At 55.2% G+C, this 12,693-nt stretch carries 13 protein-coding genes and 1 pseudogene; 8 read left to right on the top strand and 6 right to left on the bottom strand.

Going from position 1 to position 12,693, the window contains the following annotated elements; all coding sequences use genetic code 11:
- Positions 1 to 15: 15 nt before the first annotated feature.
- On the bottom strand, positions 16 to 1,986 hold the full coding sequence (locus ACQE2I_RS17275) for an ATP-binding cassette domain-containing protein (protein WP_427029236.1): 1,971 nt from the start codon (positions 1,984 to 1,986) through the stop codon (positions 16 to 18).
- Positions 1,987 to 2,012: 26 nt separating this feature from the next.
- Between ACQE2I_RS17275 and ACQE2I_RS17270 the strand changes: the two genes are divergently transcribed.
- The 7 genes and pseudogenes from ACQE2I_RS17270 to ACQE2I_RS17240 all read left to right on the top strand — a co-directional run bounded on the left by ACQE2I_RS17270 (position 2,013) and on the right by ACQE2I_RS17240 (position 8,343).
- Positions 2,013 to 2,603 (top strand): TIGR02444 family protein, encoded by a 591-nt coding sequence (locus ACQE2I_RS17270; RefSeq protein ID WP_427029235.1) that lies wholly within the window; start codon positions 2,013 to 2,015, stop codon positions 2,601 to 2,603.
- A 182-nt stretch (positions 2,604 to 2,785) separates the two neighbouring features.
- A complete protein-coding gene (gene dctP, locus ACQE2I_RS17265; protein WP_427029234.1) occupies positions 2,786 to 3,832 on the top strand; it encodes a TRAP transporter substrate-binding protein DctP in 1,047 nt (348 codons plus the stop codon).
- Between the two features lie 233 nt (positions 3,833 to 4,065).
- Positions 4,066 to 4,644, top strand: a complete 579-nt coding sequence (locus tag ACQE2I_RS17260; RefSeq protein ID WP_427029233.1) for a TRAP transporter small permease — start codon at positions 4,066 to 4,068, stop codon at positions 4,642 to 4,644.
- A gap of 30 nt (positions 4,645 to 4,674) precedes the next feature.
- Entirely contained in the window at positions 4,675 to 5,958 is a 1,284-nt protein-coding gene (locus ACQE2I_RS17255; RefSeq protein ID WP_427029232.1) for a TRAP transporter large permease, read from the top strand.
- Between the two features lie 21 nt (positions 5,959 to 5,979).
- A complete protein-coding gene (locus tag ACQE2I_RS17250; protein WP_427029231.1) occupies positions 5,980 to 6,423 on the top strand; it encodes a universal stress protein in 444 nt (147 codons plus the stop codon).
- A 140-nt stretch (positions 6,424 to 6,563) separates the two neighbouring features.
- Positions 6,564 to 7,244 carry an FKBP-type peptidyl-prolyl cis-trans isomerase gene (locus tag ACQE2I_RS17245; RefSeq protein ID WP_427029230.1) on the top strand — a complete coding sequence of 227 codons (681 nt, stop codon included), beginning with the start codon at positions 6,564 to 6,566 and terminating at the stop codon, positions 7,242 to 7,244.
- A 63-nt stretch (positions 7,245 to 7,307) separates the two neighbouring features.
- Positions 7,308 to 8,343, top strand: a pseudogene (locus ACQE2I_RS17240) (poly(3-hydroxybutyrate) depolymerase).
- Here ACQE2I_RS17240 and ACQE2I_RS17235 read toward each other — a convergent pair.
- Positions 8,340 to 8,933, bottom strand: coding sequence for an SCO family protein (locus ACQE2I_RS17235; protein ID WP_427029229.1), 594 nt, complete (start codon positions 8,931 to 8,933; stop codon positions 8,340 to 8,342). The pseudogene ACQE2I_RS17240 and the gene ACQE2I_RS17235 overlap by 4 nt on opposite strands.
- A gap of 3 nt (positions 8,934 to 8,936) precedes the next feature.
- Positions 8,937 to 9,440, bottom strand: a complete 504-nt coding sequence (locus tag ACQE2I_RS17230) for a hypothetical protein (RefSeq protein ID WP_427029228.1) — start codon at positions 9,438 to 9,440, stop codon at positions 8,937 to 8,939.
- A 106-nt stretch (positions 9,441 to 9,546) separates the two neighbouring features.
- Here ACQE2I_RS17230 and ACQE2I_RS17225 point away from each other — a divergent pair, with 106 nt between their 5' ends.
- Positions 9,547 to 10,461, top strand: coding sequence for an AEC family transporter (locus tag ACQE2I_RS17225; RefSeq protein ID WP_427029227.1), 915 nt, complete (start codon positions 9,547 to 9,549; stop codon positions 10,459 to 10,461).
- A 294-nt stretch (positions 10,462 to 10,755) separates the two neighbouring features.
- On the opposite strand, the gene trmB is transcribed toward ACQE2I_RS17225, so the two are convergent.
- From trmB to thiS, 3 genes are read right to left on the bottom strand one after another with little or no spacing between them, the layout of a single operon-like run.
- Entirely contained in the window at positions 10,756 to 11,517 is a 762-nt protein-coding gene (gene trmB, locus ACQE2I_RS17220; protein WP_427029226.1) for a tRNA (guanosine(46)-N7)-methyltransferase TrmB, read from the bottom strand.
- 15 nt (positions 11,518 to 11,532) lie between these two features.
- Positions 11,533 to 12,342 (bottom strand): thiazole synthase, encoded by an 810-nt coding sequence (locus tag ACQE2I_RS17215; protein ID WP_427029225.1) that lies wholly within the window; start codon positions 12,340 to 12,342, stop codon positions 11,533 to 11,535.
- A gap of 10 nt (positions 12,343 to 12,352) precedes the next feature.
- A complete protein-coding gene (gene thiS / locus ACQE2I_RS17210) occupies positions 12,353 to 12,559 on the bottom strand; it encodes a sulfur carrier protein ThiS (RefSeq protein ID WP_427029224.1) in 207 nt (68 codons plus the stop codon).
- Positions 12,560 to 12,693: the final 134 nt, after the last annotated feature.

Raw genomic sequence — 12,693 nt, 5'->3', positions numbered from 1 at the left:
CCAGGCTTGCGAAAGCTAGCTGACCGCAGCTTCGCTGGCGAGCAGCTCGGCTTCCATGGTTTCCAAGGACTCTTCGGCGCTTAGCCACTGTCGTTCTGACTCATCTAAACGTGCTTTAATTTCCGCTTGCTGGCTAAGCGTTTTGGTGAGGTCGGCTTTGCGGGCGCTGTCGGTGTAAAGCTCAGGGTCTGCCAGCAGTTGCTCTACTTTATCGAGCTCCTGCTGGGCCTTTTCCATGGCTTTTTCTGCTTGGTCGCGCTGTTTCTTCAGCGGGCGCAATTTCTCGCGTAGCTCCGCGGCCGCTTTACGTGACGCTTTGCGTGCTTCTCGGCTGTCACCGCTGGGTTGCTGGCTTTGGCGCTCGGCTTTTTCGCCACGTGAATCCCGGCGACTCTCTTCCAGGCGCGCTTTAAGCCAAACCCGGTAGTCGTCTAAATCCCCATCGAAGGGCTCGACGCGGTTGTCCGCTACCTTCCAGAACTCATCGACCGTGGCGCGCAGCAGGTGACGGTCGTGGGAGACTAAAATAACCGTGCCTTCGAAGCTGGCCAGCGCTTGGGTCAGCGCCTCGCGCATCTCTAAATCCAGATGGTTGGTGGGCTCATCGAGCAGCAGCAGGTTGGGCTTTTGCCAAGCGACCAGCGCCAGCGCCAGGCGGGCTTTCTCACCGCCGGAGTAGTTGGCGACTTTGCCGAAGGCGTCATCGCCCTTAAAACCAAAGCCGCCTAAAAAGTTGCGGATATCCTGGTCGCTAGCGGTGGGCGAAAGGCGTTGCACGTGCACAAAAGGCGTCGAGGTGACATCCAACCCTTCAAGCTGATGCTGAGCGAAGTAACCAATCGCCAAGTGCTCGCCAGGTACGCGCTTGCCGTTAAGCAACTCAAGCTCACCGGTGAGCGATTTGATCAGCGTCGATTTACCCGCCCCGTTGGGGCCTAACAGGCCAATGCGGCTGCCGGGTAGTAAGGTAACGTTGACCTTATCCAACTGCACATTGTCATCACCCCCATTTTCACCCAGATAGCCTAGCTGCGCCTGATCCAGCACTAGCAGTGGGTGCGAAGTTTTGTCGGCGGCGGGCAGCGTAAAGTGGAAGGGGGAATCGACGTGTGCGACGGCGATATCTTCCATCCGCTCGAGCATTTTGACCCGGCTTTGTGCCTGCTTCGCCTTGGTTGCCTGGGCGCGGAAGCGGGCGATAAAACGCTCGATCTCTTCCCGGCGCGCTTGCTGTTTGGCGGCTTCCGCTTGCTGCAGGGCCAGCTTTTCAGCGCGGGTGCGCTCAAACTGAGAGTAATTACCGCGGTAAAGCTCCAGGGTTTGGTGATGCATATGCACGATGTGGTCGCACACCGCATCCAGGAAGTCGCGGTCGTGGGAAATCAGCAGCAGGGTGCCTGGGTAGCGGGTCAGCCACTGCTCCAGCCACAGCAGAGCATCCAAGTCCAAGTGGTTGGTGGGCTCATCGAGCAGTAGCAGGTCGGAAGGCATAAACAGCGTGCGGGCGAGGTTGACCCGCATCCGCCAGCCGCCGGAAAACGCCGAGAGCGGGCGGCTGAGATCGGTTTGTACAAAGCCTAGCCCCACCAGAAGCTGCGCTGCGCGAGACTCGGCCCGGTAGCCATCCAGGGTCTCTATCAAACCATGCAGCTCGGCTTCACGGTGGGCCTGTCCGGCTTCTTGAGCGGCCAACAGATCGGCTTCTGCTTGGCGTAGCGCCAAATCGCCATCGAGTACATACTCAATAATCGGGCGATCGAGGGCGTCTACTTCCTGGGCCATATGCGCGATGCGCTGGCCGCCGCTCATTTCGATCTCGCCCTGGTCGGGTGCAAGCTCGCCGAGCAGGAGTTTGAACAGGCTCGATTTACCGGCGCCGTTTGCCCCGATAATGCCAGATTTCACCCCGTTATTGAGGGTTACGTCAGCGTTGTCGAGTAGCGTTTGCGTGCCGCGTTGCAGGGCGACTTGGCGCAGTGCGATCATGCCTTCTCCCGAAAAAAGTGACTCATATGATGCAAGATTCTAATGCGCTTGATTCTACCCGATTGCAGCGCTTACAGCAGACACCGTTATGGGATTTTGCATTAGCCCTCTACGCCAAGCCGGGTGTTGAGGCTGCTTGTCTGACGCTGCAAGAGGAGGGTGAGTTGGATGTTTGTGAGCTACTATTCCATTGTTGGCTCTACTCGTACGGTTTAGAAGCCATCCCGCGCGCGGTCGCTTGCCAGCGCGAGCAGCGCCGCCAATGGCAGAGCAGCGTGACGGAAGTTTTGCGTGGTTTACGCCGCGATTTAAAAGCCTCGGCGGTGTCTAGTGAGTCTGTGGTAGCGCTACGCGAAACTATTAAGCAGGCCGAGCTTATGGCCGAGCGTGAGAACCTTCAACGTTGGCAAATGTGGGTGATTGCGGCACCGATACATGAGCAGCGTGTCGCTAACATCTCAGAAAAGTCGATAAATACGGCGCAATGGTTGCGAAAGCAGCTGTTAATGGCTGAAATTGACTTCAAGCCTACTGCTGGCGAAGAAAGTTATTCCACGCTTCTACAGGCGCTACAAACGATTACCTGCCAGCTTGACCCTCAACAAGGAGCGCGCTAGCCTGAATTTAAGCTGATTTTGAAATACCTAGCGTTATTTGACCGCTAACACAATTAGAGCAGCGCCATTGTCAGTTAGCGGACACGGAATAACGGATAACAGTGCCGTGTTGAGAGACGCGTGGATAATCTAGGTTCTTGCGCACTTGTACAGCGCGCTTACCACTGCAAGGGGAACATCGCATGAAGGCAAGCAAATCCGTATTTAATCGTTCAGTAACGACCAAATTAGTGACCTCAGCAAGCGTAGGTGCACTGTTGATGGGCATGACAGCTGTCGTACAAGCAGACAACTGGCGTTATGCCCACGAAGAGTACGAAGGCGACGTGCAAGACGTATTCGCCTACGCATTTAAAGAGCATATCGAAGAAAATTCTGACCACACCGTTCAGGTTTACCGCTTTGGTGAGTTGGGTGAGTCTGATGACATCATGGAGCAGACGCAGAACGGTATTCTGCAGTTTGTGAACCAGTCGCCTGGCTTCACCGGTGCACTAATTCCTGAAGCGCAGATTTTCTTCATTCCTTATCTGCTGCCGACCGATGAAGAGACCGTCCTGACGTTCTTCGAAGAAAGCAAAGCGATCAACGAAATATTTCCAGAGCTTTATGCCGAGCAAGGCTTAGAGCTGATGAAAATGTACCCGGAAGGCGAGATGGTCGTGACGACCGACGAGCCGATTAGCTCGCCGGAAGATCTGGATAATAAGAAAATCCGTACCATGACCAACCCGCTGCTGTCGGAAACCTACGACGCCTTCGGTGCGACGCCAACGCCGCTGCCGTGGGGCGAAGTCTATGGTGGTCTGCAGACTGGTATTCTCGATGGTCAAGAAAACCCGATTTTTTGGATCGAATCTGGTGGTCTTTATGAGGTATCACCGCATCTAACGTTTACCGGCCACGGCTGGTTTACCACCGCGATGATGGCTAATCAGGACTTCTATGATGGTCTTTCAGAAGGCGATCAGGAGCTGGTACAAGAGGCCTCACAGGCAGCTTATGATCACACTATCGAACATATCCAAGGCCTAGCTGAGGAGTCGCTCGAGCAGATCCAGGCAGCGTCGGATGAGGTCACTGTGACACGTTTGGATGAAGAGCAAATCCAGGCTTTCCGTGACCGCGCCCCGCAGGTTGAAGAAACCTTCCTTGAAATGACCGGTGACAAAGGTAAGGAGCTGCTTGAGCAGTTTAAAGCCGACCTGGAAGCCGTAAACAACGAGTAATCATCCTTTAAGCCGTACAGGCTATATGGGGATTACCCAAAGGGCAGCCGAGGCTGCCCTTTTTTATGCTGCGGTAGTAAGAGGTTGATCATTTGTTAATAGCTTTAACACCGTTACTGCTGGGTTACGTACATCTAGCGTTGAATCAACCATGGCGACATGCCGCTACGCTACGTTAATCGTTCCTTCAGTGCATACTTGTTGCTGTTAGAGCCGTCAAAAGGAGTCCGGCCATGACCGATGAAGAGATGGAAAAAGGTTATCACTCCGGCTTGCCGGGGATATTAGGTGTGATCGACACTGCAATTAGCAAAATGGAGGCCGTGATCCTCGCGATGGGCGTTTTGCTAATGGCGCTGAATACGGTCATCAACGTGGTTGCTCGTTTTGTATTTGGCAATAGCATTATGTTTTCTGGTGAGCTGAACCGAATTCTGATCATCATGATCACTTTTGCGGGGATAGGTTACGCAGCCCGCCATGGTCGTCATATTCGCATGTCAGCTATTTATGATGCGTTGCCGGTAGGTGGGCGCAGAGTACTTATGATCTGTATTGCGCTGTTCACTTCATTAGTGATGTTCTTTCTACTCTACTACTCGATTGTTTATATTCTGGATCTGTATAGCAAAGGTCGCGTGCTGCCTTCCCTGGGCCTACCGGTCTGGATTATCTACCTTTGGGTGCCGATGGGATTTTTGATTACCGGTATTCAATACCTGCTAACGGCGGTTAAAAACTGCACCTCTCACGACGTGTATCTCTCGACGGGCGTGGTGGATGGTTATAAAGACACTGAAACTGAAGTCTGATGCAGGGCACCGCACCCTAGGGGAATAGCTATGACGACAATAATGGTCTCCACTATGATTGCCCTGTTGCTACTGGGCTTTCCTATGATGATCCCGCTGATTACCGCTGCGGTAATCGGCTTTTATATGATGTTTAACGGCTTCGGCCAAATGGACACGCTGATTCAGCAGATGATGGCGGGTATACGTCCGGCCTCACTTATTGCTGTGCCTATGTTTATTCTTGCTGCGGATATTATGACCCGCGGGCAATCCGCTAACCGTTTGATTGATATGGTAATGTCGTTTATCGGTCATATTAAAGGCGGTTTGGCGGTAAGCACGGCGGCGTCGTGTACTTTATTTGGTGCCGTCTCAGGCTCTACACAGGCCACGGTAGTCGCCGTTGGCTCACCGCTGCGCCCGAAAATGCTTAGAGCGGGCTACTCTGATTCCTTTACCCTGGCACTCATTATTAATGCCAGCGACATTGCGTTTTTAATCCCACCCAGTATCGGCATGATCATTTACGGGGTTATATCAGGTACTTCTATCGGTGAGCTGTTTATTGCCGGCATTGGTCCAGGCTTGATGATTCTGTTTATGTTTTCGGCTTACTGTATTATCTACGCCATTGTGAAAGATGTACCCACAGAACCAAAATCGACCTGGAAAGAGCGCGCCAAAGCAGTTCAGCAAGCGCTTTGGCCGCTTGGCTTTCCGGTTATTATCGTAGGCGGTATTTATGGCGGTATCTTCAGCCCGACTGAAGCCGCTGCGGCTTGTGTGCTGTATGCCATTTTGCTTGAATTTGTGGTTTTTCGTTCACTCAAAATGAATGACATTTATGCCATCGCCAAATCGACCGGTTTGATCACCGCCGTGGTGTTTATTCTGGTTGCTGTGGGTAACGGGTTCTCGTGGATTATCTCGTTTGCACAGATTCCACAGATGATTTTGGAAGCGGTGGGTATCAATGAAGCAGGACCCACGGGCGTACTCATTGCTATTTGTATCGCCTTTTTCGTTGCCTGTATGTTTGTCGACCCAATCGTGGTCATCCTGGTATTGACGCCGATCTTTACCCCTGCCATTGAGGCCACTGGGCTTGACCCGGTACTGGTAGGTATCTTGATTACTCTGCAGGTGGCTATTGGTTCGGCGACACCGCCCTTTGGGTGCGATATCTTTACCGCGATCGCGATTTTCAAGCGCCCTTACTGGGATGTGATCAAAGGCACACCGCCGTTTATCTTCATGCTGATCCTAGCGGCCGCCCTACTGATCATGTTCCCGCAGATTGCGCTGTTTCTGCGCGATGTTGCCTTCCGCTAAACAGCCACAAGGAGTACGCAAATGTTTAATCGCATTTTAGTCCCGGTGGATGGTTCTAAAGGCGCCATAAAGGCGTTAGAAAAAGCGGTAGGGTTGCATCTGTTAACCGGCGCTGAGCTTTATCTGCTATGTGTCTTTAAGCACCACAGCCTGTTGGAGGCCTCGCTTTCCATGGTGCGGCCCAACCAGTTGGACATTCCAGACGATGCGTTAAAGGAGTACGCCACCGAGATCGCCGTACACGCAAAATCCCATGCCATTGAGCTGGGCGCTGACGATACCCGCGTGCGCGCCTTCGTAAAGGGCGGACGGCCCTCGCGAATTATTGTGCGCTTTGCCCGTAAGCGGGAGTGTGACCTGATCGTGATTGGTGCCCAGGGCACCAATGGTGAAAAAAATCCTTTAATGGGGAGCGTCTCCCAGCGCGTGGCTGGCGCAGCTCATTGCCCTACGCTGGTTGTCTAAATCGGCTAAACCTCTGGCTTATTTTGTGGTCTTATCCAACACCCACCACCCGAAGATGCAGCTTGGGTCGGTGGGTGTTAGTCTTTGCGTAACACTGATTGGCGTTCGGCGCCGCTATATACAAGATAAAAGGATCTTTCATGAAACTACTGCTCTCTACAACGGCTCTGACCGGTTTGCTTTTGGTTGCCCCTTTTGCAGCGGCAGCGCCAGAAACGGATGAACAGCGTCTGGCATATAGCCTGGGTGTTACCCTCGGTGAAAGCATGCAGGCGGACATTGAAGATCTCGACCTAGACGCGTTCAACGACGGCATGGGCGATGTGTTTGAAGGCAATGACTTAGCGCTCAGTGAAGAAGAGATGACCGAAGCGCTAATGGCGTTCCAAGAGCAGTCAATGCAAGCGCGCGAAGCGGAAGCTGAAGAGATGGCGCAGAACAATCTCGAAGAGGGTGAAGCCTTCCTGGCCGAGAACGCTGAGCGCGACGAGGTCACGGTGACGGACTCTGGCCTACAGTATGAAGTGCTTGAATCCGGTGATGGCGACACGCCTGGGTCTGAAGACACGGTTGAAGTGAACTATGAAGGCATGCTGCTAGACGGCACTGTGTTTGACAGCTCCTTTGAGCGCGGCGAATCCGTCAGCTTCCAAACCAATCAGGTGATCGAAGGCTGGCAGGAAGCGCTGCAGATGATGAGCGTCGGCGATAGCTGGATGCTGTATATCCCTGCCGATATTGCCTATGGCGAGAATGGCCAAGGGCCGATTGGACCCAACGAAGTGCTGACCTTCCGCGTTGAACTGCTAGGTGTCGAATAAGCGATGCTTGCAGCCCCCCACTTCACTGCGCGCCCAATTGTTTACGCGCTACTTTGTATTGGTATGGGCGTGCCATCAATCGCCCAGGCCGAGACGGCCGGTGAGCCAGATGATTTGCCCGCTTTGGGTGCTGCTGCCGATCAAGCAAGTGTGGTGGGGGTGTCATCGGGCGGCTATATGGCCACTCAGTTAGTGGTCGCTTGGCCTGCGCGGTTTAGCGGTGTGGGTGTGCTGGCGGCGGGGCCTTGGAGCTGTGCGCAGGGCTCGCTGAGCTTGGCGTTAAACCAGTGCATGATGACCCGCCGTGGCGCTCCTTCATTAGCTGAGCTGGAGAGCCGTCACCAACGTTATCTTGAGCTTGAGCAAGTAGGTAGTACCGAAGAGCTTAGCCAGCTGCGCGCCTATTTATGGCATGGCGAAGAGGATGAGGTGGTAGAGCCCGCGCTAGGTGGTTTGCTGGCCGAGCAGTGGGAGCAGTGGCTTGCCTCTTCTGATCAGTTGCGCGTTGCACGCAGTGAAGATACTGGCCACGGTTGGCCGGTGCGTTTACCTAACAACTCATCCCCCGGACCCTATGAGTGGGGTGATTGCCGGCAAGGGGGGGGGGAGTTATGTTTTATCCTGCGATGAAGATATTGCTGGTGACATGCTCGGTTGGCTTTACCCCGAACGAGAAGCTTCTGCCGCTGATAATCAGGGTGGTGAGCAGGGTGGCGAATTAGTCACATTTGACCAATCGGAGTTTGCAGTAAAAGGCTTCGCCGATACAGGCTATGTATTTATCCCCGAAGGCTGTGACGACGGTAACTGCCCAGTAACGCTGGCGCTGCACGGTTGCCAAATGAGCGAAGAGGCTATTGGCGATACGTTCGTTCGCTACACCGGGTTAAACGCCTGGGCAGCAACGCATCAGCAAATCGTACTTTACCCACAGGCCGAGAGCAGCATGGCCAATCCGCAAGGCTGCTGGGATTGGTGGGGATTTGCCGAGAGCACTTGGCAGTTAAGCCCGCAGCACGATACCCGCGATGGCACCCAAATTGGTGCGCTTATAGCCATGTTGGATCGCGTGCAAGGCGCACCAGCAAGCAACGATTAACCGCTCAGCTCACTTTCTAATGCTGAGACTAAGCCGTGGGGGGTCGGCGAGTAGAGTACTCGCTGCAGAATATCGCCCTCTCGGTTGACTAAAAAAAGCGAAGCGCTGTGATCGATGGTGTAAGCCATTGCTGAATCCGGCGCCTCGACTTTTCGCCATATCACGCCATAGCGTGACGCCACATCCTCAAGCTGTTCCTGGCTGCCTACCGCGCCAATAAACGCCTCGCCGAAAAAGCTCATGTACTCCTGCATGCGCTCAATCGTGTCGCGTTCGGGGTCGACGGTAATCATTACCGGCACCACGCGCTCGCGCTGCTCTTCAGAGAGTTGGGCTAACGCTTGGCGCTTTACCGACTGCGTCATCGGGCATATATCGGGGCAGTAAGTGTAGCCAAACGAAAGGATGGCCAACTGGTCGTCGTCCATCTGGGACAATGAAAAATCACCCTGGGTGGAAGGCATTTCCACCGGCCCACCCACCGGTTCATCACTGTTGGGGGCGAAGGCGTATTGGTAAAGACCGATGCCGCTAGCCACAATCAATACCGCGGCTACCCCGGCGCCAATCCATAACGGTTTACTTGCCATGTGTTAACTCCGTATCACGTCAAAATCGAACCAGCTGCCCACTTTGCCTTCTGGGGTTTCCAGTATGACACGTGCTCGCCAAGGCATAACGGCTTGGGTACAAATTCCCACTTGGCCTTGACCCTGAAAGTGGCCGGGCGAGCTGGCATTAAGGGCAAACCGGTGTAGCCCCAAATCCATATCGCGGCCGACAAAATCGACGTCTACCTGGGTAGCTTTGACGCCATCTACCGCGACTTCCAAGGGTAGTATTTCTAATGCATCTATCCGTCCGCTGGCTTGAACATGAAGCGTTATGCGGCCTTTATCGCCTAACGTGGCGGAACAAGGGCTTGTATGCAAGTTACAGCTTGAAGCCGGCGGGAACCAGGTCACATCGCTGTCGCGGTGCAGCCAATGTGTAAAGGCGTACCACGCGCAGGCCGCCAGCGCTAAGCCAGTCACCAGTATCAGTACCCTTAAGGCGGGGAAGCTCGCCGGGTGTGCAGGTTTTGATATCATCTTCATGGCAGAATAATCGCTACGCAAGCCGTGAGGCGGGGTGTTGACGCCATGGTACCAGTAAACGCGCCGATATCGCTGTGCTGGGATGTCGCAGGCAAAAGGGACGTAAATGGAAAGCATCACGGGCGCTCTAGGCCCACTGTTTTTATTAATTTTACTGGGCGCTGTGCTTGGCTATGGGCGTTGGCCTAGCGACAGCTTTTGGCCGCAGATGGAGCGGCTAATCTACTTTGTACTGTTTCCTGCGATGCTGGTGGGAACCTTAGCGACAGCGGAGGTAAGCCAAGTGCCGGTGGGGCGTTTGGCATTAGTGCTGCTAGGGGCGATGGCGCTATTTGGCTTGTTGCTATGGCGTTTACGCGGTTGGCTGCAGCTAACCCCGGCTGCGTTTACCTCGGTGTTCCAAGGTGCGGTGCGTTTCAATACTTATGTCGGCGTTGCGGGTGCCGCTGCTCTGCACGGCAGCCTAGGAGCGACCACCGCGGCAGTCGCCGTGGCACTGATGGTGCCAGTGGTCAATGTGATGTGCGTGGCAAGCTTTGTTGCGGCTGGCACTTTAGGCGGTGCCAGCGTAGGGAAAAGCGCCATGGCACTGGCTAAAAACCCGCTGATTTTGGCCTGTCTCGCGGGTATTGGGCTGAATCTTTCCGGCGTTGGTTTGCCAGGCTGGAGTCAGAATACGGTCGAGTTACTGGGGCGTGCCGCGTTGCCGCTGGGCCTGGTAGCCGTGGGAGTGGCGCTGCGACCGGCGGCGCTACTGCGCGTTGACCGCGGTGTACTGGCCACCAACAGCGTTAAGCTGCTGCTAATGCCCGCGCTGGTATTAGCATTAACGTGGATGCTACAGCTGGATCCGGTCAGCCGCGATGTGGCGCTGCTATTTGCAGCACTGCCTACCGCTACCTCCGCGTACATCTTAGCCCGCCAGTTGGGTGGCGATGCCGAGCTAATGGCAGCCATTATTACCGGGCAGACACTATTAGCAATGCTCACTCTGCCGTTTTGGCTGCAGCTGGTTAGCTGATCAGAGAAGCCAGCAAAACAGTAAATAAAAAATATTCGTATTTGTGTTGACGAGGTAAATGAGAACTATTACAGTGTGGTTGTCAGCGTTTGATGAGCCGCTGGCAACCACGACAGCTTGTTGATTTAAGAATCAGCGCCAGTTTACTGTCATGGTTTCTCCCTCTCATTGCTAGTCACGGTCTTTTTGCCGCTCCTTTGGAGCGGCTTTCTTTTGCCCAGCATTTGTGCATAACGACCTTGAATGCAGCGTACGCCAACCCGATGGCTATCAAGCTAAATAGACAGGGCGCCTTTACCCTTTCCGCTGATAAATCAAATCCCAAACGCCGTGGCCGAGTTTTTCGCCGCGGGCTTCGAACTTGGTCAATGGACGGAACGCCGGGCGCGGTACGTACGGGGCGGTTTCCGCGTTGGCAGTATTGGTATAGCCGGGTGCTGCCTCCATGACTTCTGCCATCCACTCCGCGTAGGCTTCCCAGTCGGTGGCCAGATGGAAGGTGCCGCCGGGCATCAGGCGGGTGCGGATCAGCTCAACAAAGGCAGGCTGCACGATGCGCCGCTTGTGGTGTTTCTTCTTTGGCCAGGGGTCGGGGAAGAACAACTGCAGCGTGGTCAACGAGCCTTCGGGCAGGCACTGCTCCAGCACTGCCAGGGCATCCTCGCGGTAAACGCGCAGGTTAGTCAGGCCGCGTTTGTCCACCTCATCAAGCAACTTGCCAACGCCAGGGGCGTGGACTTCGATGCCGATAAAGTCGGTGCCTGGGTGGGTTTCGGCCTGCTCAATCAGCGAGTTGCCCATGCCAAAACCGATTTCCACTACCCGCGGTGCCTGGCGACCAAACAGCGCGTCCAAGTCTTGGCGGCCGTCAGCGATGGTCAGGCCAAAGCGCGGCCAGATGTCCTCTAAGCCGCGGTTCTGGGCCTGGGTCATGCGGCCCGCGCGGATCACATAGCTTTTAATACCGCGGCGGTGCAGCGGTGCATCCTCGCCTTCCGGCCCGGTGGTGGCGTTGCTTTCGGACGCTTCGGGTAAGGCATCGTTAGGTTCAGTCATGGGGTCTCGAATCAATTAACCGTTAATACGGCCAGCAAAAGGTGAAGAGGGATCGGCGGACTGGCGGCGCGGCATACGGCCGGCCAAGAACGCATCGCGGCCAGCTTCCACGGCCAGCTTCATGGCGTTGGCCATGCGTAGTGGGTCGCGGGCGTGGGCAATAGCGGTATTCAGCAGCACGCCGTCGCAACCCAGTTCCATCGCCATGGCAGCGTCCGACGCCGTGCCTATGCCTGCATCTACCAGCACCGGGACGCGGCTCTGCTCGACAATCAGGCGCACGTTATGCGGGTTTTGAATGCCGTGGCCCGAGCCAATCAGCGAGCCCAGCGGCATGATGGCGCAGCAGCCCATAGCTTCTAATTCGCGTGCCACAATAGGATCGTCGCTGGTGTACACCATGACGTCGAAACCGTCAGCGAGCAGCGTTTCGGCGGCTTTGAGCGTCTCGACCACATTGGGATAGAGCGTGTGGTCGTCGCCGAGGACTTCCAGCTTCACCAAGTTATGACCATCGAGCAGCTCGCGGGCCAAACGGCAGGTGCGCACGGCGTCTTTAGCGGTGTAGCAACCGGCGGTATTAGGCAGCAGGGTGTAGCGCTCAGGGGAGATCGCGTCTAGTAAGTTGGGCGCGTCGGCGTCCTGACCTAAATTAGTGCGGCGTACGGCAAAGGTGACGATTTCAGCGCCGCTCTGTGCAATGGCGGCGCCGGTTTCGGTAAAGTCTTTGTACTTGCCTGTTCCAACCAGCAGGCGCGAGTGAAAATTGCGTCCGGCGATGGTTAGCGGGGTATCGGCTAGCGCTACATGCGTTTGTTGGGTCATAGTGTTTCCTCTAACCGCCGCCAATCGCGTGGACAACTTCTACGTGGTCGCCATCGACCAGGCGGGTGTCGGCGTGTTGGCTGCGGGGAACAATCTCTTCATTAATTTCGACGGCGATACGACGGCCGCCAAGGCCCAGCTGTTCGACCAGGTCGGCGGCGGTGAGGCCGGACGACAATGTATGGGGTTCACCGTTTAGACGTATTTGGATAGGCATAAAGGGGCGCGTCTCATTCGTCGTGTCAGTTCGTTCTCTATTGTAGCGGTTTAGCGCCGCGCAAGGTACGCCATGGGTGCAATCAGCGCGGTGGAAGAAGCGAAAGGGGAGCAGCAAAGTGAGTCAGGAGAGCA

The organism is Halomonas sp. H2 (assembly GCF_050215315.1).
Taxonomy (GTDB): domain Bacteria; phylum Pseudomonadota; class Gammaproteobacteria; order Pseudomonadales; family Halomonadaceae; genus Vreelandella.
The sequence above is the reverse complement of the archived record's forward strand: the minus strand, read 5'-3'. Positions and strand labels throughout refer to the sequence as shown.